The organism is Shinella kummerowiae, from assembly GCF_009827055.1.
GTDB lineage: Bacteria > Pseudomonadota > Alphaproteobacteria > Rhizobiales > Rhizobiaceae > Shinella > Shinella kummerowiae.
In genome coordinates this window covers 283,042-304,669 of sequence record NZ_WUMK01000009.1, presented here as the reverse complement: position 1 = coordinate 304,669, position 21,628 = coordinate 283,042, and the positions used below count along the sequence as shown (strand labels likewise).

General features: G+C 64.0%; 22 protein-coding genes. 9 read left to right on the top strand and 13 right to left on the bottom strand.

Annotated features, from left to right (window positions below):
• Nucleotides 1–132: 132 nt before the first annotated feature.
• Entirely contained in the window at nt 133–2,382 is a 2,250-nt protein-coding gene (locus tag GR138_RS23625; protein WP_160861710.1) for a methyl-accepting chemotaxis protein, read from the top strand.
• 3 nt (nt 2,383–2,385) lie between these two features.
• Here GR138_RS23625 and GR138_RS23620 read toward each other — a convergent pair whose 3' ends face one another.
• From GR138_RS23620 to GR138_RS23595, 6 genes are all read right to left on the bottom strand, one after another.
• Nucleotides 2,386–3,228: a DUF937 domain-containing protein gene (locus GR138_RS23620; protein ID WP_160861709.1), complete on the bottom strand. Its 843-nt coding sequence runs from the start codon at nt 3,226–3,228 to the stop codon at nt 2,386–2,388.
• An 88-nt stretch (nt 3,229–3,316) separates the two neighbouring features.
• Nucleotides 3,317–4,690 (bottom strand): glutamate--cysteine ligase, encoded by a 1,374-nt coding sequence (locus GR138_RS23615; protein WP_160861708.1) that lies wholly within the window; start codon nt 4,688–4,690, stop codon nt 3,317–3,319.
• A 187-nt stretch (nt 4,691–4,877) separates the two neighbouring features.
• A complete protein-coding gene (locus GR138_RS23610; protein WP_160861707.1) occupies nt 4,878–5,615 on the bottom strand; it encodes a 16S rRNA (uracil(1498)-N(3))-methyltransferase in 738 nt (245 codons plus the stop codon).
• A 9-nt stretch (nt 5,616–5,624) separates the two neighbouring features.
• Nucleotides 5,625–7,130, bottom strand: a complete 1,506-nt coding sequence (locus GR138_RS23605) for an inorganic phosphate transporter (RefSeq protein WP_160861706.1) — start codon at nt 7,128–7,130, stop codon at nt 5,625–5,627.
• Nucleotides 7,131–7,306: 176 nt separating this feature from the next.
• Nucleotides 7,307–7,819 carry an NUDIX hydrolase gene (locus GR138_RS23600; RefSeq protein ID WP_160861747.1) on the bottom strand — a complete coding sequence of 171 codons (513 nt, stop codon included), beginning with the start codon at nt 7,817–7,819 and terminating at the stop codon, nt 7,307–7,309.
• Nucleotides 7,820–7,900: 81 nt separating this feature from the next.
• Nucleotides 7,901–8,695, bottom strand: coding sequence for an FCD domain-containing protein (locus GR138_RS23595; protein WP_160861705.1), 795 nt, complete (start codon nt 8,693–8,695; stop codon nt 7,901–7,903).
• 142 nt (nt 8,696–8,837) lie between these two features.
• On the opposite strand from GR138_RS23595, the gene GR138_RS23590 reads away from it, so the two are divergent.
• A complete protein-coding gene (locus tag GR138_RS23590; protein WP_160861704.1) occupies nt 8,838–10,115 on the top strand; it encodes a DUF3422 family protein in 1,278 nt (425 codons plus the stop codon).
• Nucleotide 10,116: 1 nt separating this feature from the next.
• Here GR138_RS23590 and GR138_RS23585 read toward each other — a convergent pair whose 3' ends face one another.
• The gene (locus tag GR138_RS23585; RefSeq protein ID WP_160861703.1) at nt 10,117–10,629 is read right to left on the bottom strand and encodes a hypothetical protein; all 513 of its coding nucleotides are present in this window, start codon (nt 10,627–10,629) and stop codon (nt 10,117–10,119) included.
• A gap of 60 nt (nt 10,630–10,689) precedes the next feature.
• Nucleotides 10,690–11,586, bottom strand: coding sequence for a LysR family transcriptional regulator (locus GR138_RS23580; protein WP_160861702.1), 897 nt, complete (start codon nt 11,584–11,586; stop codon nt 10,690–10,692).
• A 139-nt stretch (nt 11,587–11,725) separates the two neighbouring features.
• Here GR138_RS23580 and GR138_RS23575 point away from each other — a divergent pair, with 139 nt between their 5' ends.
• From GR138_RS23575 to GR138_RS23560, 4 genes are all read left to right on the top strand, one after another.
• Nucleotides 11,726–13,162, top strand: coding sequence for an FAD-linked oxidase C-terminal domain-containing protein (locus GR138_RS23575; protein WP_160861701.1), 1,437 nt, complete (start codon nt 11,726–11,728; stop codon nt 13,160–13,162).
• Nucleotides 13,159–14,358 carry an FAD-binding protein gene (locus tag GR138_RS23570; RefSeq protein WP_160861700.1) on the top strand — a complete coding sequence of 400 codons (1,200 nt, stop codon included), beginning with the start codon at nt 13,159–13,161 and terminating at the stop codon, nt 14,356–14,358. Before GR138_RS23575 ends, GR138_RS23570 begins: the two co-directional genes overlap by 4 nt.
• 220 nt (nt 14,359–14,578) lie before the next feature.
• Nucleotides 14,579–15,877 (top strand): glycolate oxidase subunit GlcF, encoded by a 1,299-nt coding sequence (gene glcF / locus GR138_RS23565; RefSeq protein WP_160861699.1) that lies wholly within the window; start codon nt 14,579–14,581, stop codon nt 15,875–15,877.
• A gap of 76 nt (nt 15,878–15,953) precedes the next feature.
• Complete coding sequence (locus GR138_RS23560; RefSeq protein WP_160861698.1) at nt 15,954–16,394, top strand: hypothetical protein; 441 nt, start codon at nt 15,954–15,956, stop codon at nt 16,392–16,394.
• A 54-nt stretch (nt 16,395–16,448) separates the two neighbouring features.
• Here GR138_RS23560 and GR138_RS23555 read toward each other — a convergent pair whose 3' ends face one another.
• The gene (locus tag GR138_RS23555) at nt 16,449–17,159 is read right to left on the bottom strand and encodes a L,D-transpeptidase (protein ID WP_160861697.1); all 711 of its coding nucleotides are present in this window, start codon (nt 17,157–17,159) and stop codon (nt 16,449–16,451) included.
• 200 nt (nt 17,160–17,359) lie between these two features.
• The gene (locus GR138_RS23550) at nt 17,360–18,100 is read right to left on the bottom strand and encodes a L,D-transpeptidase (RefSeq protein WP_160861696.1); all 741 of its coding nucleotides are present in this window, start codon (nt 18,098–18,100) and stop codon (nt 17,360–17,362) included.
• A 214-nt stretch (nt 18,101–18,314) separates the two neighbouring features.
• Here GR138_RS23550 and GR138_RS23545 point away from each other — a divergent pair, with 214 nt between their 5' ends.
• The gene (locus GR138_RS23545) at nt 18,315–18,941 is read left to right on the top strand and encodes a DNA-3-methyladenine glycosylase I (protein WP_160861695.1); all 627 of its coding nucleotides are present in this window, start codon (nt 18,315–18,317) and stop codon (nt 18,939–18,941) included.
• A 175-nt stretch (nt 18,942–19,116) separates the two neighbouring features.
• Nucleotides 19,117–19,314 (top strand): hypothetical protein, encoded by a 198-nt coding sequence (locus GR138_RS23540; RefSeq protein ID WP_160861694.1) that lies wholly within the window; start codon nt 19,117–19,119, stop codon nt 19,312–19,314.
• A 104-nt stretch (nt 19,315–19,418) separates the two neighbouring features.
• Here the strand turns inward: GR138_RS23540 and copM are convergent, their stop codons facing one another.
• From copM to GR138_RS23525, 3 genes are all read right to left on the bottom strand, one after another.
• Nucleotides 19,419–19,799, bottom strand: a complete 381-nt coding sequence (gene copM, locus GR138_RS23535) for a CopM family metallochaperone (protein WP_160861693.1) — start codon at nt 19,797–19,799, stop codon at nt 19,419–19,421.
• Nucleotides 19,800–19,867: 68 nt separating this feature from the next.
• On the bottom strand, nt 19,868–20,191 hold the full coding sequence (locus GR138_RS23530) for a hypothetical protein (RefSeq protein ID WP_160861692.1): 324 nt from the start codon (nt 20,189–20,191) through the stop codon (nt 19,868–19,870).
• 39 nt (nt 20,192–20,230) lie between these two features.
• Nucleotides 20,231–20,671 carry a hypothetical protein gene (locus tag GR138_RS23525; RefSeq protein WP_160861691.1) on the bottom strand — a complete coding sequence of 147 codons (441 nt, stop codon included), beginning with the start codon at nt 20,669–20,671 and terminating at the stop codon, nt 20,231–20,233.
• 259 nt (nt 20,672–20,930) lie between these two features.
• Here GR138_RS23525 and GR138_RS23520 point away from each other — a divergent pair, with 259 nt between their 5' ends.
• The gene (locus GR138_RS23520; protein ID WP_160861690.1) at nt 20,931–21,566 is read left to right on the top strand and encodes a helix-turn-helix domain-containing protein; all 636 of its coding nucleotides are present in this window, start codon (nt 20,931–20,933) and stop codon (nt 21,564–21,566) included.
• Nucleotides 21,567–21,628 lie beyond the last annotated feature (62 nt).

Below are 21,628 nucleotides of genomic sequence, written 5' to 3'. Positions count from 1 at the left end.
CCGTGGAATCTTTCCGCGGGCATGACGCTGTCTGCTCTCCGGATGAGCCGGAATCGCTCTCTCGTATTGTCGCAGTTCCGAACGCAAACCGTGTCGTTTGCCGGAAATGCCTGAGCTATCGGACGGATCGTCATGCGGATTTCCCGGAAACTGCCCCTTGCTGCCGCCGTGCTCACGCTTCTTTCCATCGGTGCCGCCAGCGCCGTGTCGCTGATCGTCAGCGCCGATACGGTCACCGAACAGGTGATGCAGAAGCTGGAAGCAACCGCCGACGGTCGGCGCAACGAGGCCCGCACCTATCTGGAGGGCATGAAGCTCGATCTCCTGAGCCTCTCCACCGCCATGCCGACCACACAGGCCTTCTACGGCTTCGCCGGCGCCTGGGGCGCACTCGGCAAGGAGCCCGCCAAGGAACTGCATGCACGCTACATCACGAACAATCCAAACCCGCCGGAGAGCCGCTTCCTGCTCGACACGGCGAAGAAGGACAATTTCGACCGCGCCCACAAGCAGTACCATGTGACCTTCCGCAAGCACCTGGAATCGCAGGGCTATGCCGATCTCTACATGATCGATCCAAAGGGCAATGTGCTCTACTCCGTCGCCAAGGCCGAGGATTTCGGCACGAACCTGCTTGATGGCTCCTACAAGGACAGTGGCCTGACGACGGCCTTCAAGGAGGCGCTGGCGCTCAAGGAGCCGGGCGGCATCGTCTTTTCCGATTTCTCCGCCTATGCCGCGCTCGACGGCGCGCCGGCGGCTTTCGTCGCAGCCCCCATCACCATGAACGGCCGCACGCTCGGCATCATGGCCCTGCGCGTGCCGAACGCCAAGATCGATGCCATCTTCGGCAACAACAAGGGCCTTGGCGACACCGGCGAAACGGTGCTGGTGCGCGCCGATGGCACGGTGCTGACCGATTCCGCCCGCACGCCGGAGCCGGATGCGCTGAAGACGCGTCTCGACATTACGGGCCTGCCGGTCGGCAGCGAGACCCACGGCACGATCGTCGACGCCGCGGGCGCGGACCTCTATGCGGCCGCATCGCCACTCTCCTTCGGCGGCACGGACTGGTCGGTCATTGCGAAAATCACCAAGGCCGAGGCGACCGCGGGCCTGATGCGCGGCACGCTGATCGTGCTCGGCCTCACCGCCGCGATCATCGGCCTGGCGATCCTCGCCGCCACCATCTTCTCCCGCGCGCTGACAAGGCCCATCCACCAGCTCGTCAAGGCGATGACCGAGCTTGCCGCCGGCAACACCGAAATCGCCCTGCCGAAGGAAAACCGCGCCGACGAGATTGGCGATATGGTGCGCTCCGTCGCCGTCTTCCGTGCCGCAGCCCTCGACAAGGACGCGCTGGAACGCTCCAGTGCGGAAAGCCGCGATTCCACGGCGCGCGAGCAGAGGGCGCAGGAAGAGGCCAAGGCCGCGCAGCAGCGGCAGGTTCAACAGGCGGTCGAAACGCTCGGCGCGGCGCTGGAGCGGCTGTCCGCCGGCGACCTGTCGACGGTCATCGACCATGAATTCTCGGACGGGCTCGACGAATTGCGCATGGATTTCAACACATCCGTCCGCCGTCTCGCAGAGACGATTGCCGCCGTGTCGTCGAATGCCCGCTCGATTGACGGCAAGGTTGCCCATGTCGATGCCGCTGCCCGAGACATGGCCGAGCGCACAGAGAGCCAGGTTGCGGCGCTGGAGCGCACCACCGAGGCCGTCGGCCAGATGATGGAGGCGATCCGCAGTTCCACGGCGCGTGCCGGCGAGGCGTCGCGCATGGCGACCGAGGCCAAGAGCAGCACGGACCTGTCGAGCACGGTCGTCTCCGACGCGGTCTCCGCCATGGAGCGCATCGAAGGAGCATCCCGCGAAATCTCGAACATCATCAACGTCATCGATCAGATCGCCTTCCAGACCAACCTTTTGGCGCTGAATGCCGGTGTGGAAGCGGCGCGCGCTGGCGACGCCGGCAAGGGCTTTGCGGTCGTGGCGCAGGAGGTGCGCGAACTCGCGCAACGCTCCGCCAACGCCGCCAAGGACATCAAGGCGCTGATCACCAAGTCGGGTGTCGAGGTTGCAAAGGGCGTGGATCTCGTGCAGCAGACGGGTTCTGCCCTATCCGGCATCGCCGAACAGGTCACCCGCATCAACGACCATATCCACTCGATTGCGGCGGCCGCCAACCAGCAATCCTCAAGCCTCGGCGATATCAGCCGTTCGATGAACGCGATGGAGCAGGTGACGGCGCAAAACCGTCAGGCGGTTTCGCAGACGGCCGCCGGCATGTCCGGCCTTGCCGGCGACACACGCTCGCTTGCGGCGATCGTCGAGCGCTTCAATGTGCCGAAAGACGTGGCGCAGGATCGGGCAGCGGCCTGATCCTCAACCCTTCTTGCCGTTGCCTGGCTCCATGCCGGTGCGCATCGTTTCGAAGATCGATTCGATGTTGTGCTGGTAGTCCTTCTGCATTTCGAGGCCGGTGTCGAACATCGTGTTTACGAGGCCCTTCAGCGAATCCGCCGGCGTGGTTTGCGGTTCGCTGGGCTTGCCGCTTGCCGCAGGCTGGCCGCCCATGCTCGCCATCATGTCCTGGAAGGCTTTTGCAAAAGGATTGTCCGTGAAGGGGTTTGCCGGGGCATCCTTCTTCTGGCCCGCGCCGAAGAATTCCTGCGCAGCCTGTGTGAACGGGTTGTCGAAGGGATTTGCCGGCTCCGGCTTCTTCGCAAGGCCGGTGGCTTCCGCCCATTGCTGCATCATGTCGGCGAAGGGATTGGCCTGTGTGCTGCCAGCACCCGGCATGAAGGGGGCAAAGGATTGCTTGAACAGGCCGCCCATCAGCGTGCTCGCCATCACCGGGAGCATCTGCTTGTAGATTTCCTGGCCGATGCCGGTCATCTGCGCGGCTTGCGCGGCGATGGCGCGCGAGACGTCCTTGTTGCCGAAGAGATGGCCGAGAATGCCGTTGCCATCCGCCAGGCCCTGCGGCGTGAAGGCCTTGCTCATGTCCTCGAAATATTTGGCGTGTTCGCCTGACGTCAGCGCCTGCATGAAGGCGGCCATGTCGTACGGATTGGCGGCGTTGCGCTTGAACCCCTCGGAAAAGGCCGGCATCAGCGCGGCGACGGCCTTCGTCGCCTGTTCCTGCGCCAGTCCGAACTGCCGCGCCATGGTCTCTATGGCGTTGCCGTTCTGCGCCTGCATCATCATGTCGTAGAGCGAAAGCATCGTGAACCCTTCCCCGTGCAGGCACATGCATGTGCCTGCACTATAACGGGAATTTTGCCCACGCAAACCGCTTTTTCGAGGGGAGGGCTCAGTACTGGTAGTCGGTGAAGACCGGCTCGACCGAGCCGTTCCAGCGGCCGTTGTAGAGCGCCAGCATGTCTTCCGCGAGCGTCGCCTTCTTCGCCAGCACCTCGTCGAGCGGTGCAAGGAAGATGGTCTCGTCGACGCCGTCGCCATTGAGGCGGGCACGGGCCTTGAGACCCTGGCGGGAAATCGAGACCACTTCGCGCGCCGTGTCGAGCAACGGCTTGCCGCGGAAGTCGGCCTTGAGGCCCTGGGCCGGCACGGCGTCGCGCAGTGCCGAGACTTCCTCGACCGTCCAGTCGCGCGTCAGGGCCTCGGCGGCATCCAGCGCGCCGTCGTCATAGAGCAGGCCGACCCAGAAGGCGGGCAGCGCACAGATGCGCCGCCACGGGCCACCGTCCGCGCCGCGCATTTCGAGGAAGCGCTTCAGCCGCACGTCGGGGAACAGGGTGGAGAGGTGGTTCGTCCAGTCGCCGAGGTTCGGCTCCCAGTCGGCGAGCTCGCCCTTCAGCGCGCCGGCCATGAACTGGCGGAAGGTGATGTGCGTGCAGTCATGGTACTTGCCGTCGCGCACGACGAAATACATCGGCACGTCGAGCGCCCATTCGACATAGTCGATAAAGCCGAAATCCGGCTTGAAGGCGAAGGGGATGAGGCCGGCGCGGTTGTTGTCCGTGTCACGCCAGATGTCGCCGCGCCAGGAGAGCAGGCCGTTCGGCTTGCCCTCGGTGAAGGGCGAGGAGGCGAACAGCGCCGTCGCCATCGACTGCAGCTTCAGCGACACCTGCATCTTGCGGCGCATGTCGACCTCGGAGGAGAAGTCGAGGTTCACCTGGATCGTGCAGGTGCGATACATCATGTCGAGCCCCTGGCTGCCGACCTTCGGCATGTAGCGGGTCATGATGTCGTAGCGGCTTTTGGGCATGCGCGGCGTTTCGGCAAACGACCATTTCGGGCTGCCGCCCATGCCGAGGAACCGGATGCCGAGTGGTTCGGCGATTTCGCGCAGCGTCGCGAGGTGCTGGTTGGATTCCTTGCAGGTCTGGTGCAGGTTTTCCAGCGGCGCGCCGGAAAGCTCGAACTGGCCACCCGGCTCCAGCGAGATCGCGCCCATGCCGGACGGTTCGGCGAGGCCGATGATGTGGCCGGCATCGATGATCGGCTCCCAGCCGGTCTTGGCCTGCATGCCGTTCAGCAGTGCCGAGATGCTGGCTTCGCCGAAATAGGGAACGGGACTGTTGTCGGCCGTAAAGAAGACGAATTTCTCATGCTCGGTGCCGATACGGAACCTTTCCTTCGGCTTGTTGCCTTCGGCGAGGTAGTCCGCCATGTCCGCGACGGTGCGGATCGGCGTCTGGTCGGTGGTATCACGGGCCATGGGCGTCTTCTTCTGAACGGATGGCGCCCGGCGGAACCGCAGGGCCTTGGGAAGGGTGCTTGGACCGGAATTAGATGCGGTGCAAGCGAATTCCTTTCAAGGCATATTCAAAAAAACCCATTCGACTTTTCGTGAAAATTCGCCTTCTTGCTTGCCCGCAATTCCAGCGGGCAGACGGTGCGGGCGCTCAAACCCAATCGCCGATCGCTGCCTGGATGACCGCCATGGCCGCCACCGCCGCCGTATCGGCGCGCAGGATGCGGGGGCCGAGCGGGACGGGCGTCACGAAATCGAGGCCGCGCAGCAACGTGCGCTCGTCATCCGAAAAGCCGCCCTCGGGGCCGACGAGAAGAGCGAGTTTGCGTTCTGCGATCTGTTGCAGCGCCGGCAGCGGGTTCTGGCTGCCATGGCCCTCGTCGCAAAAGATGATGCGCCGCTCGCGCGGCCAGCCGGAGAGCAGGTCCTCCAGCTTGCGGGGCGCTGCAACCTGCGGGATCGCGAGGATACCGCACTGTTCGGCGGCCTCGACGGCATTGGCCTGCAGCCGCTCGATGCTGGTGATCTTGCCCTGGACATGCTGGGTCATCACCGGCTGGAGCACGCCGGCCCCCATCTCCACCGCCTTCTGCACGATGTAATCGAGCCGTCCGACTTTCAGGGGGGCAAAGAGATAGTGCAGGTCCGAAGGCTCCGGCTGCGGCCGCGTCAGCTCGGTCGGCGTCAGCATAAGCCGTTTGCGGGTCGGCAGCGAGAGTTCCGCCCGCCACTCTCCGTCACGCCCGTTGAACAGCAGCACGGCATCGCCGTCCGCCATGCGCAGCACGTTGGTGAGATAGTGGAAGTGCTCTTTCGCGGCCTCGAAGGCTTGCCCGGCGGAGAGGGCGTCTTCAACGAAAAGGCGCTGCATCCGATAATTTGCACGCATGCCGGCCTCTCAGGTGAAGAGTGCGTTGAGGATGAGGAAGATGATGGCCGACAGGACCGCCGAGACGGGCAGCGTCACGATCCAGGCCGAGACGATCGTCATGAAATGCGAGCGGCGAACGAGATAGCGGCGACGCATCTCGTCGGGATTGGCCGGCATTTCCTCTTCCTCCGCGACGCGGTTGCCGCGGCTGCGGATATAGTCGATGCGGCGCCGGGAGTTGCGGGTGTACCACTCGCGGAACAGGCCGACACCGAACACCGCGCCGATGGCGATATGCGTCGAGGAGACGGGAATGGCGAAGACCGAGGCCGTCAACACGGCAACGGCGGAGGACAGCGCCACGCAGAAGGCGCGCATCGGGTTGAGCTTGGTGATCTGGTTGCCGACGATGCGAATGAGACGCGGGCCGAACAGCAGCAGGCCGAGCGAAATACCAAACGCACCGATCGCCATCTCCCATAGCGGAATTGTCGCGCCGTTGTCGGCATCGCCCGGACGCAGCGCCGAGACGACGCCATAGAGCGGGCCGACGGCGTTCGACACGTCGTTGGCGCCGTGCGCAAAAGACAACAGCGCAGCCGAGCAGATCAGCGGAATGCGAAACAGCGTGCGCAGCGACTGGTTGCGGTTGTCGAGGCCTTCGGCGTGCCGTCGGATGATGGGCCGCGTCACGAAATAGGTGACAATGCCGAAGGCGAGGCCAACGAGCAGCGCCCGGCCGATCGGTATGTCGTAAAAACCATTGGTGCCGCCATTGGCGATGAAGGCGGCGAAAGCGCCGGCCATCAGCGCGACGAGCACGGGAACCCAGGTCTTCGCCGCGGCGATCTTGTCCTCGCGGTAGATGATGGTTTCCTTGAGGAAATAGAGGAAGGCGGCAGCAATCACGCCGCCGAGGATCGGCGACACGGTCCAGCTGACGACGATGACGGCGATGGCCTCCCATTGCACGCTGTGGAAGCCGCTTGCGGCAGCACCCGCACCGATCACGCCGCCGATGATGGCGTGCGTGGTGGAGATCGGCGCATTGGCAAGCGTGGCGATATTGATCCAGAGCGCTGCCGAAACCAGCGCCGCCATCATCGCCCAGGCGAAGGCCTCGGGGCTTGGAAAGATGGCGGGATCGACGATGCCCGACGCGACCGTCGCGGCAACGCCCTGGCCGGCGAGGAGTGCTCCGGCAATCTCGAAGACGGCGGCAATGCCAAGGGCGACGCCCATGCTCATGGCGCGCGCGCCGACGGCGGCACCGACATTGTTCGTTACGTCGTTTGCACCGATGTTCATGGCCATGTAGGCGGCGAGGGCGGCGGTGACGGCAATCACCAGCACGCCCGGCGTGCCCACGGCGAAACTATCGGCAACGGCCATGGTGATCAGCAGGAAGACCAGCGAAATGCCCACGCCCGCCCAGGACCGCAGCACGAAGTGCGTGGCCTGTTCGGTGAAGGTCAGTTTTTCAAGATCCTTGTCCAGCGTCGGCTTGTGTAGCTGAACCGGTGAATTGGCCATTCATGCTGCTCCGTCTTTGCCGAAAGGCAATACAGCGTCGCGCGTCGCTTGCGAGGCGCAAAGGTTGCTGTGGATTTCCAATCCACTGAATAATTGATCCGCGGGCCGATTTCGAGCCGCGGAGCAATGATTCATTGGCGTTTCAGGGCATAGACAGCCTTGGGACGACGGTCGTATCAGGCGCCGGTCGTACCGTCTTTGGATTCCGGTGCGAGGGCGCCAAGCATCGTCTGCTCGAAAGCGAGGAGAAGATGCTTGAGCCCCGGTTCCTGCACACGGGCGGCGGCCTCCGTGCAATCGACCCATTCGGCGCGCCGCTCGCCCTTTTCCGGGAAATTCTTGACCATCTCATCGACGGCAAGCGGGAAAACGCGCACCCGGCAATCGACCTTCAGTCCTTCCGGCAGGCCCTTCATATAGTGGTAGCTGCCGATCGGCTCCTCACCGATCTTGCCTTTCACGCCCGCCTCTTCCCATGCTTCGCGCGCGGCGGCGGCAGGTGCGCTCTTGCCGTCCATCGGCCAGCCCTTGGGAATGACCCATCGGCCCGTGTCGCGGCTGGTGATCAGGAGGACTTCGACCGCCGGACGCTTCTTCCGCACACGATAGCACAGGGCCCCATATTGCTCCCGCGCGGGCCGCTGGAACATGAGATGGACGTCGCTGACGATGCGGTTGAGAAGGTTCAAGGTCTTTTTCATTCCTCTTATCGGGATACGCTCGCTGAGTCGTTATCGTATATCATGCTTGCGTGAGATTTACGGCGCAAGTCAGGCTTGCGGCACGATACCGCGTTTTTGCATGCGCAGCTGTGCAATACGTTGCCATTCGCCGCTGCGTTCCGCTTCGCGGATCGCGACGGCGATATAGTCCATATGCGCCTGAGCGGCATGTCGTGCCGCATTTCCGTCGCCCGCCATGATCGCTGCATAGATCGCCTCGTGTTGGGCCAGCAGATGCCCACGTGCTTCCTCCGAGGTGAAAACGAGGTGGCGGTGGAAAAAGATCCCTTGCGCCAGCAGCCGGTAACAGGCGCGCAGCGTATGCAGCAGCACGATATTGTGCGCGGCCTCGCCGATCGCGTTGTGCAGGTCGACATCCGCCTCGAGTTCGGCATCGAAGGACCCGCCACTATGCGCGGCGCGCATCGCCTCCATGATGCGTGTCAGCATCTGCCGGTCATAGTCTGTGGCGCGCCGGGCGGCGAGGTCGGCGGTGATGCCTTCGAGCTCGCGGCGGTACTCGATATAGTCCTCCGTCGCGCGCTGGTGGCGAGCGATGAGATCGACGACGGCGGGCGAAAAGACCTGGCCGATAATGTCGGCAACATAGGTGCCGTCACCATGCTGGCTGACAAGCAGGCCGCGGTTTTCTAGCTCCTTCAGCGCTTCGCGCAGGATGGGCCTGGACACGTCGAGCCGCTTGGAAAGCTCGCGCTCGCCGGGCAGGCGATCCCCGTCGCGCAGGATACCTTCCAGCAGCAACAGTTCGATCTGCCGCACCACCTCGTCGGCGGTGCGGTTGTGGCTGATGCGGGCGAAAAGGTCGAAGCTGGTATCGGTCACGACGGCGATAGTATCAATGCCGGCGGAAACTGGTCAACAATCTTGTCCACTTGATCGTTTTCCCCTGCGTCAATGCGTCCTATCTTCCAGGCCCTGACATTTGTTAAGAAAGAGCTGTTGCACATGGGGGAACGGTGCAGACATGGCAAAAGGCAGCTTCGCTTTTCCGCAGGCGACTTCGCGTGCGCAGGCGCTCGGGGAAATTCACGCTCGACCATATGCGCTGGTGCCGTCACCACGCGTCATTTTTCAGCTCGCCTTCCTGACGGAAGGTGGTTCGGCGGTGGATCATGCCGTGATGGCGGAAGTGTCGCGCTCGCGCGGCATCTCGCCGCCCGGCCGCGATTCCAGCCACCACGCGCTGAGCTGGGGGCAGGGCACGTTGCGCTGGGAACGGCACACCGAATTCTCGACCTATTTCTGGGACGGCCCGGTGCCGGAAAAATTCGGCGGCGAAGTTCCGATCCATCCGTTCGGCGACAGCTTTTCGCCGCCCGGCACGATGATTTCTGGCATCCGCCTGGAAATACGGCCCGATTCACCGGAAACGCGCGAGGCGATCGCCAGTTTCGACCCGACAAGCCTCTGTTACAGCGAGATCAAGAACGGCCAGGCGATGATCCTGACCGACTTCCGCCAGAACGGCGACGGGCTGACGCAGATCCTCGTCATCGACCGCGGCATGAACGAGGCCGGGCGCGGTGCTGTCGTGCAGCGTCTGCTCGACATCGAGACCTACCGCACGCTCGCCATGATGGGCCTGCCGCTCGCCCAGTCGCTTTCGCCGGAAATCCGCCGCATCGAGGACGGGCTGACCGGCATTACCAACGCCATGAAGCAGCATGCCCGCGACAAGGCAGATGAGCTGCTGTCGGAAATCACCCGTCTTGCCGCCGAGCTGGAGGCCAATGCCGCGCTCAGCCTCTACCGTTTCGGCGCCAGCCGCGCCTATTACGGCATCGTGCAGGAGCGCATCCGCACGCTCGCGGAAATGGCGGTGCCCGGTTATGAAACGCTCGGCTTCTTCCTCGAACGTCGTCTTGCGCCGGCCATGCGCACCTGTCAGTCCGTCGAGGAACGGCAGGCGAACCTGTCACGCAAACTCGCCCGCGCCACCGCCCTGCTGAGAAGCTGGATCGACGTGGAGCTGGAACAACTCAATTCGACGCTGCTCAACTCGATGGACCGCCGCGCGAAATTGCAGTTGCGCCTGCAGCAGACCGTCGAAGGCCTTTCGGTCGCGGCGATCTCCTACTATGTCGTCGGCCTCTTCGGCTATGTGGCGAAGGCGGCACACGGTCTCGGCCTACCGGTCAAGCCCGAAACGCTGACCGGCATCGCCGTGCCCTTCGTCATCGCCGGTATGTGGCTGCTCGTCCGGGCGATCCGCCAGCGGCATGCGGAAGAGGACAAACACTAAATCAGGTGGAGAGGTCGCACTGGTAGCGCGGCGCGCCGTCGATGATGGCAAAGCCGGTGTCCCAGCCGAAGCCGGAATCATCCTGTGCCGCAAGCTTCTTCTGCGCGGCGATGCCCCGCTGCTTGAACGCGGCCTCGGCCGCCTTCAGCGCATCCGGCTGGAAGAGTACGGCGTGGTAGATGAAGCCGCTTTCGAGCGCGGTGATGTAGACCTCGATCTCCTTGACGGGCACGCCGCGCCAGGTGCCGTCCACAACGGGCAAGGTCACCTGGAGATATTCGTTCTCGGGCTTGACGCTGGGCGGGCCGAACATGGCCTCATAGCCGGCCGGCATGGACAGCGTCCCCTCCTTGCGCGCGAAGGCGTAGCTCGATTGCAGCAGGGTGGCCAGCGCATCGCTATAGGCGCAGGCGTCGTCGAAACCCTCAAGCAGCGGATCGAGTGGCCGGGCTGCGGCGGCCGCCGGAAATGCCAGGCCCATGAAGGCCGCTATCAGGAACACCCTGCCGATCATCTGCCATCCTCCTTGAGAGAGCGGCAGCCTAGCGCAAGCGCGTCTCCGCGCCAATCGCCCTCAGCGCTCCCAATAGGGCACGGGGCCGTAGAGATCGGCGAGGTAATCGATGAACAGCCGCACCTTGACCGGCAGGAATTGTCGGCTCGGATAGACCGCAGAGAGCACCACGTTGCGCGAGCCCTCGTAGTGCGGCAGCACCTGCACGAGCTCGCCGTTCTTCAGCGCCGGGCCGACGTCCCAGGTGGAGCGCAGCGCGATCCCCATGCCGGAAAACACCGCCTCGCGCACCACCTCACTTGAATTGGTGTAGAGGGACCCCTGCGGACGGTAGGTGACATTGCCCTCCGGTCCTTCCAGCCGCCAGACGTCCTGTGTGTGCGGCGGCAGGCAGATATGGTTTGCAAGGTCCTCCAACGAGGCCGGTTCGCCGTGGCGGGCAATGTAATTGGGCGAGGCGCAGAGCACGCGTCGCACCGAAGCGAGCCTGCGGGCGACGAGCGAGGAATCCGACAGTTCACCGATGCGGATCGCCAGGTCGAAACCGCCGCCGACAATGTCGGAAAAGTCGTCGGTCAGCATCAGGTTGACGGTGAGTTCCGGATGGGCGTCCATGAAGCCCTTGAGATTGGGGGCGATATGCATGCGGCCGAAGGATGTCGGCGCGGAAATGCGCAGCGTGCCGCGCACCGCGCCCGACCGGCCGGACACGAAGGCTTCCGCCTCTTCGATGCCCGAGAGAATGCCGACGATGCGCTCGTAGAAACCCTGTCCGGCCTCGGTCAGCGAGATCTGCCGCGTCGTGCGCTGGAACAGCCGGGTGCCGAGCCGTTCTTCCAGTCTTTTCACACGCTTGGAGATCACCGCTGGGGACAACCCGAGTGCCCGCCCCGCTGCCGACATACTTCCCATGGAAATGACGCGGGAAAAGATTTCGAGATCGCCGAGATTGGTCATTCAGTCGCGCCCATTGTTGCCGAAGCGGACAAATTGCTTAGCATTTGCACCGCTGGATAGGAAGTGGTAAAGAAAAAAGACCACTTGCATGATGCCGTTGATAGTGTGCTTGTGGCAGGAAAGAAGGGGCGGAGAAAACATGGATCAGATCGGGTTCCTGGAGCCGCGGCCGGCGGTTCTCTCCCGCCGCCGCGAAATCGTCGCCGACCTGCTCGACCTGCTGCCGGAAGGCTGTCTCGTGCACCAGCCGCGCGAACTCGTTCCCTTCGAGACGGACGCCTTCGTTTCCTACCGCCGCCTGCCGCTCGCCGTCGCCTTGCCGGAGACGACACAGCAGGTCGCCGCCGTCCTCAAATATTGCAACCGCTACGGCGTGCCCGTCGTGCCGCGCGGTGCCGGCACCTCGCTCTCCGGGGGCGCGATCCCGCAGGAGGATGCCGTCGTCATCGGCCTCTCGAAAATGTCGCGCATCCTCGAGGTAGACTATGCCAACCGCACGGCCACCGTGCAGGCCGGGGTGACCAATCTCAACATTTCCGACGCGGTCTCCGCCGACGGCTACTTTTATGCGCCCGATCCGAGCTCGCAGCTCGCCTGCACGATCGGCGGCAATATCGGCATGAATTCCGGCGGCGCGCACTGTCTGAAGTACGGGGTGACGACCAACAACCTGCTCGGCGTCAAGCTGGTGCTGGTCGATGGCACGATCGTCGATCTCGGCGGCAAGGCGCTCGATGCCGGCGGGCTCGACCTGCTGGGTGTCGTCTGCGGCGGCGAGGGCCAGCTCGGCATCGTCACCGAGGCGATCGTCCGCCTCATCGCCAAACCGGAAGGCGCGCGCCCCGTGCTCTTCGGCTTCGACAACTCGGAAGAGGCGGGCGCCTGCGTCACCGATATCATCGGTGCCGGCATCATCCCGGTCGCCATCGAATTCATGGACAAGCCGGCGATCGGCATCTGCGAAGCCTTTGCCGGTGCTGGCTATCCGATGGATGTCGAGGCGCTGTTGATCGTCGAGGTCGAGGGCTCCGAGGCGGAGATGGATGCGATGCTGGCCAGCATCATCGAGATCGCCCACCGCCATGGCGTGAAGGTCGTCAAGGAAAGCCAGTCCGCCACTGAGGCGGCGCTGATCTGGAAGGGTCGCAAATCCGCCTTCGGCGCCACGGGCCGCATCGCCGACTATATCTGCATGGACGGCACCGTGCCGCTCGGCCAGCTGTCGCATGTGTTGCGCGGTACCGCCGAGATCGTCGCGAAATATGGACTGCGCGTCGCCAATGTCTTTCATGCTGGCGATGGCAACATGCACCCGCTCATCCTGTTCAATGCCAATGACCCGGAAGATGCGGCGCGGGCCGAAGCGGCCGGCAACGACATCCTGAAACTCTGCGTCGATGCCGGCGGCTGCCTCACCGGCGAACACGGCGTCGGCATCGAGAAGCGCGACCTGATGCGTCATCAATACACGGATATCGATCTCGCCCAGCAGATGGCTGTGCGCGCCGCCTTCGATCCGCAATGGCTGCTCAACCCGTCCAAAGTCTTCCCGCTCGAAGGGCGCCCCGCCGCATGACGCCGATTCACGAACCGCTGTCCGAAGAGGCCGCCGCCCGGCTTGTTCACGTTGCCGCCCTGACAAAATCCGCCGTCGTCATCCGCGGTGGCGGCACCCGCAGCCTGCATGCCACGCCCGAAGGCACCGACGTATTGTCGGCGCGGGGCCTGAACGGCATCGTTGCCTACAATCCGGCCGAGATGACCATGACGGCGCGTGCCGGCACGCCGCTGGAGACCGTGGAAGCAGCCCTTGCCGAAAAGCGCCAGATGCTCGCCTTCGAGCCGAACGACCTGCGCGCCGCGCTCGGCACGTCCGGCATCCCCACCATCGGCGGCGTCTTCGCCACCAATGCGTCCGGGCCGCGTCGTTTCGTGGCGGGTGCCGCGCGTGACAGCCTGCTCGGCGTCCGCTTCGTCAATGGCAGGGGCGAGGTGGTGAAAGCGGGCGGCCGGGTGATGAAGAACGTCACCGGCCTCGATCTCGCAAAGCTGCTCGCCGGCTCGCATGGTTCGCTGGCGCTGTTGACGGAGGTCACCTTCCGCCTGCTGCCGGTGCCGGAAACCGCTGCCACCATCGTCGTCTCGAACCTCAACGATGCGGAAGCCGCTGCCGCCATGGCAACGGCGATGTCGATGTCCGTCGAAGTCTCCGGCGCCGCGCACCTGCCGGAAAGCGTGCGCGGTCGCTTCGTCGGCGGCGCCTTGCCGGATGGCGCCGCCACGGTGCTGCGCCTCGAAGGCCTTGCCGCCTCGGTTGCCGTCCGCGCGGAAAAACTGGGTGCCGCCATGGCCCGTTTCGGCGCCGTCTCTCAGATCGAGGCCGAAACCACGCGCCGCCTCTGGCGTGAAATCCGCGACGCCGCGCCCTATGCCGATGGCACACCGCGCCCGCTCTGGCGCGTCTCCGTCGCCCCCATCGCGGGCCAGCAGCTCGTTGCCGCACTCCGCCTCGAAACCGGGGTCGACGCCTTCTACGACTGGCAGGGCGGCCTCGTCTGGCTGCGCATGGAATCCGACCCGGAGGCCGCGCTGCTGCGCCGTTACATCAAGGCGGTCGGCGGCGGGCACACGACCTTGCTGAGGGCGCGACCGGAGGTGCTGGCGGCGACGGAAACCGTCCAGCCGCAAAGCGATGCCGTCGCGGCACTCTCGGCGCGGGTGAAGGCGAGTTTCGATCCGAACGCCTTGTTCGTGTCGCGGATGGTGGGGTGAGGTCGATGATGAGCTGTTGCGGCCCTATTCACCCCCCTCTGCCCTGCCGGGCATCTCCCCCACAAGGGGGGAGAATGGCTGGGTACGAGGGCTTCACGTCCTTGGCAACGCCAGCGATGGGCGACGTGTTGCCGCAATTTGATCTCCCCCCTTGTGGGGGAGATGCCCGGCAGGGCAGAGGGGGGTATGTCGCCATCCTCGATGGTAGAGAGAACGCCTGATGCAGACCAATTTCACCGCCGAGCAGCTCGCCGATCCGCATGTCGCGACTTCTGAAAAGATCCTGCGAAAATGCGTGCATTGCGGCTTCTGCACGGCGACCTGTCCGACCTATGTGACGCTTGGCAACGAGCTGGACAGCCCGCGCGGCCGCATCTATCTCATCAAGGACATGCTGGAGAATGGCCGACCGGCGGATGCCGAGGTCGTCACGCATATCGACCGCTGCCTCTCCTGCCTGGCCTGCACGACGACCTGCCCCTCCGGCGTCGACTATATGCACCTGATCGATCATGCGCGCATGCATATCGAGGAAACCTACCGGCGCCCCTTCTGGAACCGGTTGACCCGCAACGTGCTCGCCGCCGTGTTGCCCTATCCCGGCCGCTTCCGTCTGGCGCTGAAGGCGGCGGCCCTCGGCCGTCCCTTCGCCGGTCTCCTCAAGCGGTTCAAGCCGCTCGAACCCTTCGGCGCCATGCTGGATCTCGCGCCGCGCAGGCTGCCCAAGCCCTCGGACAGCGCAAAACCCGGCACGCATCCGGCCGCCGGTCCGCGCCGGGGCCGGGTGGCGATCCTGTCAGGCTGCGCCCAGCCGGTGCTGAAGCCGGAAATCAACGCGGCGACGATCCGCCTGCTGACCCGCCTTGGCGTCGAGGTCGTGGCGCCGGAAGGCGAAGTCTGCTGCGGCTCGCTGGTCCACCATATGGGCCGGGAAGCACAGGCACTGGAGGCGGCACGCCGCAATGTCGATGTCTGGCTCGACGAGATCGAGCGGGGTGGGCTCGATGCGATCATCATCACCGCGTCGGGTTGCGGCACGACGATCAAGGATTACGGCTTCATGCTGCGCCTGGACCTCGCCTATGCGGGAAAGGCGGCGCGCGTCTCCGCCCTTGCCAAGGACGTGACGGAATATCTCGCGACGCTGGACCTGCCGCAGCAGGAGGCGCGCGGGCTGACGGTCGCCTATCATTCGGCCTGCTCCATGCAGCACGGCCAGAAGATCACGCTTGCGCCGAAGACGCTTCTCAAGAAGGCGGGCTTTGTGGTGCGCGATCCGGCGGAAGGGCATCTCTGTTGCGGTTCGGCCGGCACCTACAACATCCTCCAGCCGGAGATTTCCGGCAAGCTGAAGGCGCGCAAGGTCAAGAACATCGAGGCGACCAAGCCGGACCTCATCGCCACCGGCAATATCGGCTGCATCACGCAGATCGCGACGGGCACGCAAATCCCGATCCTGCATACGGTGGAACTGCTCGACTGGGCCTATGGCGGAACGAAGCCCGCCGTGCTTTCCTGATCCTGTCACGCGCGGAACAGCCGTTTCCCTCGGTGGCTGCTAGAGGAGTGGCATTCCAGCCCGTCCGGAGATCGCCATGCGCCGCGTCCTGCTTTCCGTCGCTACCCTCGCCATCTTGTCCTCGCCGGCGTTCGCCACCGGCGGCTTCAGCTGCGCGGTCGATGACAAGAGCGTCGCCTTCGAAGCGGAGGCGGGCTTCAGCTACAGCCTCGGCGGCATCCTGAACTTTCGCGGTCAGCTCGACCTTCCGGCGGATCTTGCGCAGAAGGGGCTCGACAAGGTGACGCTCGATCCGTCCTCGCTGACGCATCACTGGTTGCATGACGGCGAATTGCGCCTGCTCGTCCACGCGGAATCCGGCGATGGCGAGCCCTTTGCCGCGCTCGATTTCGTCATGATGACGACGGTGGACGAGGAAGGGCTGAACTATGACGGCACGTATTCTCTGAAAGTCGAAGGCGCCGGCCTCGATGAACCGGTGCGGCGCGCCGGCAAGGTGTCCTGCTCTGCCGGCTGAAACAAAGATGCCGGCGCGACGCCGGCATCAAGGTGTTTGCGTCAGGCTGGCGGCTCAGCCGCCGAAGCCGAACAGATTGCCGAAGAAATCGACGCCGCGGTCGTTGTAGTCCACCGCGCCCTGGCGATTGCCGGGGCCGACCACGACGACCTTGGTGCCGACGTCGGCGCGGGCGTAGAGATGCTCCACGTCCTTGTTCATCATGCGGATACAGCCGGACGACATGTTCTGGCCGATCGTCCAGGGCTGGTTCGTGCCGTGGATGCGGAAGATGGTGTCGCGACCGCCCTTGAAGAGATAGAGCGCGCGTGCGCCAAGCGGGTTGTCCTCGCCGCCGGGCTGCACAACCGGCAGGATGCGGCCCTTCTTGGCCTCGCGCTGGCGCATTTCGGCCGGCGGCGTCCAGCTCGGCCATTCCGCCTTGCGGCCGACCTTCACCACGCCCGACCAGCCGAAGCCATCACGGCCGACGCCGATGCCGTAGCGCGTCGCCTTGTTGTTGCCCTCGACATAGTAGAGATATTTGTTGTTCGTATCGACGATAACGGTGCCCGGCGCCTGGTCGGTGACGAAACGCACCTTGGTGCGCTTGTACTTCGCCGCAACCTGCTTCTTGCTCTGGTACTGCTGAACAAGCGTCACATTGGACGTCGTCTCGACATTGCTGCCCTGCACGGCCGCGGGGAAGGCGTTCGCCGACGTGACCGGCATGACCGCCGTGACGGCAAAGGCCGTCGCCAGCAAGATCGATGCGTATTTCCGCATGGTGTATTCCCTCTCAATCCTCAATTCCCGGAGGCTAGCCGAGTTCTGAGCGATTTCAAACCAGCCCATGGGCAGTAAGACGCGTGTGAAGCCGGATTTCTTCGGCTTCTTGCCGCAAGTGTTGCCTGAAAAGCAAAAAACTCCGGCCGCGCGGCGACCGGAGTTCTTCATTCAGCGTCGTTGTTACCAGGCGGCTGCCGTCAGATCACGATGACCTTCGTGCCCACATTGACGCGCTCGTACAGGTCGACGACGTCCTCATTGCGCATGCGGATGCAGCCGGAGGAGACCGCATAGCCGATCGTCCAGGGCGCGTTCGTGCCGTGGATGCGATAGAGCGTCGAGCCGAGATACATGGCGCGCGAGCCGAGCGGGTTTTCCGGGCCGCCTTCCATGAAGGCCGGGAGGTAATGGCCCTTGGCGGCCTCGCGGGCGACCATTTCCTTCGGCGGCGTCCAGCTCGGCCACTCGGCCTTGCGGGTGATCTTGTGTGCGCCCGCCCATTCGAAGCCCGGCTTGCCGACGCCGACGCCGTAGCGCCGCGCCTTGCCATCGCCCATCACCAGGTAGAGGAAGCGATTGTTGGTATCGATGATGATCGTGCCGGCCTTGTGCTCGCTCTCGTAGGATACGACCTGCGGCAGATACATCGGGTCGATTTTCGACCGGACGGGGTTCTGCGCGCGCGTCGTTACCGACACCTGCTCGATGCGGGCTGCACCGTCGCGGCGGATGACGCGGCGTTGCTGCACCTTCTGGCGCTGGATGATGCGGCGCTGGTTGACGGCGGGCTGCACGCCCTCGCCGGTGAGCTGCATCACCCAGGGCGCGGTGAGGTCGGGGCTTACGATGATGGGCGGCCGGCTCACGTAACGCTCGTTCGCATAGGCTGCGGTCGAGGTGAACAGGAGGGTGGCTGCAAGAAGGGTTCGTATCAACATCGGACGTACTCGCTACTGATCGTCGCCGGGCTGCGCCGCAAGGAAAGAGCGGCGCCGGTTCGGGAGAATGCTTGCACCTTGCGATGAAGCGAAAGGTAAACGGCCGTTCATTCAACATGCACGATGCCGATAAAGCTTTGAGTAGGGTTATTGCCCGCTTTCCAAAGGTGGTTGACGAGTGGTAAAGCGGAACAAATGGGAAACGGAGACGGCAATGGCAAAAGGGCTCTTGGAAGGCGACGATGGTCGCGTGCGCTGTGCATGGCATGGCAATCTGGACGACTACCGCCGCTACCATGACGAGGAATGGGGCCAGCCGGTCACCAGCGACCAGCGCCTCTTCGAGAAAATCTGCCTCGAGGGGTTTCAGTCGGGCCTGTCCTGGCTCACCATCCTGCGCAAGCGCGAGAGTTTCCGCGCGGCCTTCGCCGGCTTCGATTTTGACATCGTGGCAAGGTTCGACGAGACGGATATTGCCCGTTGCCTTGCCGACACCGGCATCGTGCGGCACCGCGGCAAGATCGTCTCGACGATCAACAATGCCGGCCGCGCGCAGGCGCTGCGCGAAGAGTTCGGCACGCTCGCCCGCTATTTCTGGAGCTTCGAGCCGACCCCGCAGGAGCGGCCGGCAAGGGTGGATTGGGAGACGATCGTCGCCAATCCGACGACGCCGACCTCGGTGAAACTGTCGAAAGACCTCAAGAAACGTGGCTGGACCTTTGTCGGCCCCACCACCGTCTATGCCTTCATGCAGGCCATGGGCCTCGTCAACGACCATGTCGAGGGGTGTTTCTGCCGCGGGGAAGTCGAGGAGAAGAGGAAACAGCTCACAAGGCCCTGATTGCGGTATAGCCGTTGCAAATACATGTTTGAATTTACAACGAATCATGTAGCTTAGACTTCAGCGGCAAATTCATACATCGAGAGTTCTGGGGTCGACGCGCCTGTGCGCAGTCGTGGTGTGCCGCTTATGCTGAATGATTTGGCATGGGGGACATATGGGGCCGAACATATCTGTGACCGACGAATCTCGTCTTGAAGGCTGGGCCTGCAGCAAGGCTCAGGAAATCATGCTCCGGGAAGGTTTTCGCCTGATCCGGTCCGCCCGCAGCGGCAGCAATACCGAACTTCGCGAAACGAGCCTGTTGATGGCCCGCGTCATCGCGGCGTCGCTTGTCGAGGCCTCGGCGGCCCGGCGGGTGGCAGGGGAATAACGCAAGGTCGGCGAGGCTGCGAGCAGTCTTGCCCGCGGCGGATTCTGCGAAAAACGAAGAGATGAACGAAAAGGCCCGCCGGCAATCGGCGGGCCTTTCCTGTTTTACTTGGCGTTCTTGGCGAGCCAGGCTTCCATCATCTTGATCTCGCCTTCCTGCGCGGTGATGACCTCCTGCGCAAGCTTGCGGATGGCATCGTCCTTGCCGTATTCCAGTTCGACCTTCGCCATGTCGATGGCGCCCTGGTGATGGGCGATCATGCCGCGCACGAAATCCACGTCGGCATTGCCGGTGAAGTCGATCTCCATGCCTTTGTGCATCTTCGCATTGGCCTCGACGAACGCCTTGGTGGAGGCGCTCTGGTCGCCGGCCGGCGCGTCCATCGTCATGCCCTGATGGCCGGAATGATCGGCTTCCTGGGCGATTGCGGGAAGGGCGAAGGCGAGCGCGAGGGCCGCGCCGAGAAACAGGTTCTTTGCATTCATTGTGTTTTCCAGTTCTGAAAGGGATCGAGGATCGGGCGCAAAACGCCCGGCATTCCGTCTCGTTCCGTTCAGGACCGGGGAGGGGGATCGACTGGAGGCAGCGCGAGGCCGATCAACTGCGGCACGGCCATCGAGGTGTGGCTTGAAACATCGAGCGCCTGGCGCACGGGATCCAGTCCGAAAACCTCGATTGCGAAACAGGCGGAACAGGCGACGGGATGTGCGGCGGGCTTGGATTTGTCGCCGTGTTTGCTGTCGCCGCTCTCCTTGGCCATCTGGTGCATGGCGTGCATGCCGGCCGGCTGCGCAATGCTGAGCGTCGCCGCGACCGCCGGCACCCAGCCGGAAAGAACGGCGCCCAGAATGGCGACGATGAGGAGAATCTGTCTCATGCGGGGAGAGATAGGCGCTCCCCGCGCAAAAGAAAAGGGTCAGTTCAGCGGGCCGCGGCTTGTGGCCGCCATCGCGAGACAGTGGCGGGCGATGGCAAAGGTGGCGTGAATGGCGCCGCTGATGCCGTCTTCCGTGTAGGATCGGCCGAAACAGAAGACCGGCCGGTAGAGGCTGGCATCGGACCGGATCGTCGTGGCGAAGCTGAAGGTCGTGGCAATCGTCGCCGCCTCTTCCAGCGCCAGCAGCACCTTCTGCCGGTCTGCCGGCTCATACCGCTGGATCAGGTCCATGATGCCGCAGCGGACGTTCGGGATATCGTGCAGGGCGGCGGCCTGGGGACCGAGCCGCACGAGGCCGGTAGCAAGTTCGGCGCTCCAATCCTCGCAGATGAAGGCGTTTTCCAGTTCGCGCGGGTCTATGCCCATCAACTCGGCCACTGAGGTGAGAGGCGTGGAGATCATGATCGGTTTCAATGCCATTCGGTCGGTCCGCAGAGCTGTCAGCCGATGTATTTAGCGATATGTGGCCGGCGACGGCCAGGCCCCCCGGCCCCATCTGGCCGCCGCCGGTTCGGAAAACGCGCGCAAATGCCCCGCAAGGCCGCTTGCCAAACGGCAAGGATGGTCGTTTACCTATCCTTAAGGGTAGCCGACATCGGGCGCCGCCGAAAGCGGAGCGACTGGTCGTTTACTCGACTGAAGGATGAGTACTATCCATTTTTTCTTCCAGGAGTTGAAATTGCCTGGTTTCGCCATCACCGTCGGTCACGATCTCGTCGACCAGTTGCGCGCCTATCGCCTGAAGGTTGGGCTGACGCAGGACGATATTGCGTGGAAGTTGGGATTTTCCGCCACCACCGTCTCGCGCTGGGAGCGTGGCACCGCCGTGCCCGACCTGAGGGCGACGGGCGCCATCGTCGATTTCCTGCGCCGCGCCGATGCGCAGACCGAGCGGCGTCTCTTGACCTCGATCCTCACCTCGCGGGAAAGCCGCAATCTCTGGGAAGGCCCCGACATCCGCTATCTCGGCGGCTCCCAGCAGGAGTATCGCGAAAGCCCGGAAATGCGCGCCGTCGTCGGCACCAGCATCCGGCGCTACATCACCGGGTCCTATCGCGATTGCCTGGAGGACCAGGGGCTTGTCGCCAGTCTTTATGCGCGTGAAGTCGCCTCAATCGACATCTACGGGCGCGCCGCGCTCTCCATGACGTCGATACCGGAGGGGCATGTGCAGATGAAGCGGCTGTCCTTCCAGTCGGAAATGCGCGGCATCATCCGCGGCGACACACATTCGACCCTTATTCCGGTTGCACAGGCGCCCCACGCCTCCGCCGTCATCGTGCACAGTTGGGATGAGCTGTCGCGCCGGCCCTGATGCGCGGCTTTTGCGCCTTGCCGCTGCCCGCCCAATCCGCTAGGGAAACCGCAACGGAAATA

What these genes read in the sequence shown, in the direction of transcription:
- GR138_RS23625 (WP_160861710.1), top strand. Translation starts at nt 133, where the DNA reads ATGCGGATTTCCCGGAAACTGCCCCTTGCTGCCGCCGTGCTCACGCTT.
- GR138_RS23620 (WP_160861709.1), bottom strand. Translation starts at nt 3,228, where the DNA reads ATGCTTTCGCTCTACGACATGATGATGCAGGCGCAGAACGGCAACGCC.
- GR138_RS23615 (WP_160861708.1), bottom strand. Translation starts at nt 4,690, where the DNA reads ATGGCCCGTGATACCACCGACCAGACGCCGATCCGCACCGTCGCGGAC.
- GR138_RS23610 (WP_160861707.1), bottom strand. Translation starts at nt 5,615, where the DNA reads ATGCGTGCAAATTATCGGATGCAGCGCCTTTTCGTTGAAGACGCCCTC.
- GR138_RS23605 (WP_160861706.1), bottom strand. Translation starts at nt 7,130, where the DNA reads ATGGCCAATTCACCGGTTCAGCTACACAAGCCGACGCTGGACAAGGAT.
- GR138_RS23590 (WP_160861704.1), top strand. Translation starts at nt 8,838, where the DNA reads ATGGCAAAAGGCAGCTTCGCTTTTCCGCAGGCGACTTCGCGTGCGCAG.
- GR138_RS23585 (WP_160861703.1), bottom strand. Translation starts at nt 10,629, where the DNA reads ATGATCGGCAGGGTGTTCCTGATAGCGGCCTTCATGGGCCTGGCATTT.
- GR138_RS23580 (WP_160861702.1), bottom strand. Translation starts at nt 11,586, where the DNA reads ATGACCAATCTCGGCGATCTCGAAATCTTTTCCCGCGTCATTTCCATG.
- GR138_RS23575 (WP_160861701.1), top strand. Translation starts at nt 11,726, where the DNA reads ATGGATCAGATCGGGTTCCTGGAGCCGCGGCCGGCGGTTCTCTCCCGC.
- GR138_RS23570 (WP_160861700.1), top strand. Translation starts at nt 13,159, where the DNA reads ATGACGCCGATTCACGAACCGCTGTCCGAAGAGGCCGCCGCCCGGCTT.
- glcF (WP_160861699.1), top strand. Translation starts at nt 14,579, where the DNA reads ATGCAGACCAATTTCACCGCCGAGCAGCTCGCCGATCCGCATGTCGCG.
- GR138_RS23560 (WP_160861698.1), top strand. Translation starts at nt 15,954, where the DNA reads ATGCGCCGCGTCCTGCTTTCCGTCGCTACCCTCGCCATCTTGTCCTCG.
- GR138_RS23555 (WP_160861697.1), bottom strand. Translation starts at nt 17,159, where the DNA reads ATGCGGAAATACGCATCGATCTTGCTGGCGACGGCCTTTGCCGTCACG.
- GR138_RS23550 (WP_160861696.1), bottom strand. Translation starts at nt 18,100, where the DNA reads ATGTTGATACGAACCCTTCTTGCAGCCACCCTCCTGTTCACCTCGACC.
- GR138_RS23545 (WP_160861695.1), top strand. Translation starts at nt 18,315, where the DNA reads ATGGCAAAAGGGCTCTTGGAAGGCGACGATGGTCGCGTGCGCTGTGCA.
- copM (WP_160861693.1), bottom strand. Translation starts at nt 19,799, where the DNA reads ATGAATGCAAAGAACCTGTTTCTCGGCGCGGCCCTCGCGCTCGCCTTC.
- GR138_RS23530 (WP_160861692.1), bottom strand. Translation starts at nt 20,191, where the DNA reads ATGAGACAGATTCTCCTCATCGTCGCCATTCTGGGCGCCGTTCTTTCC.
- GR138_RS23525 (WP_160861691.1), bottom strand. Translation starts at nt 20,671, where the DNA reads ATGGCATTGAAACCGATCATGATCTCCACGCCTCTCACCTCAGTGGCC.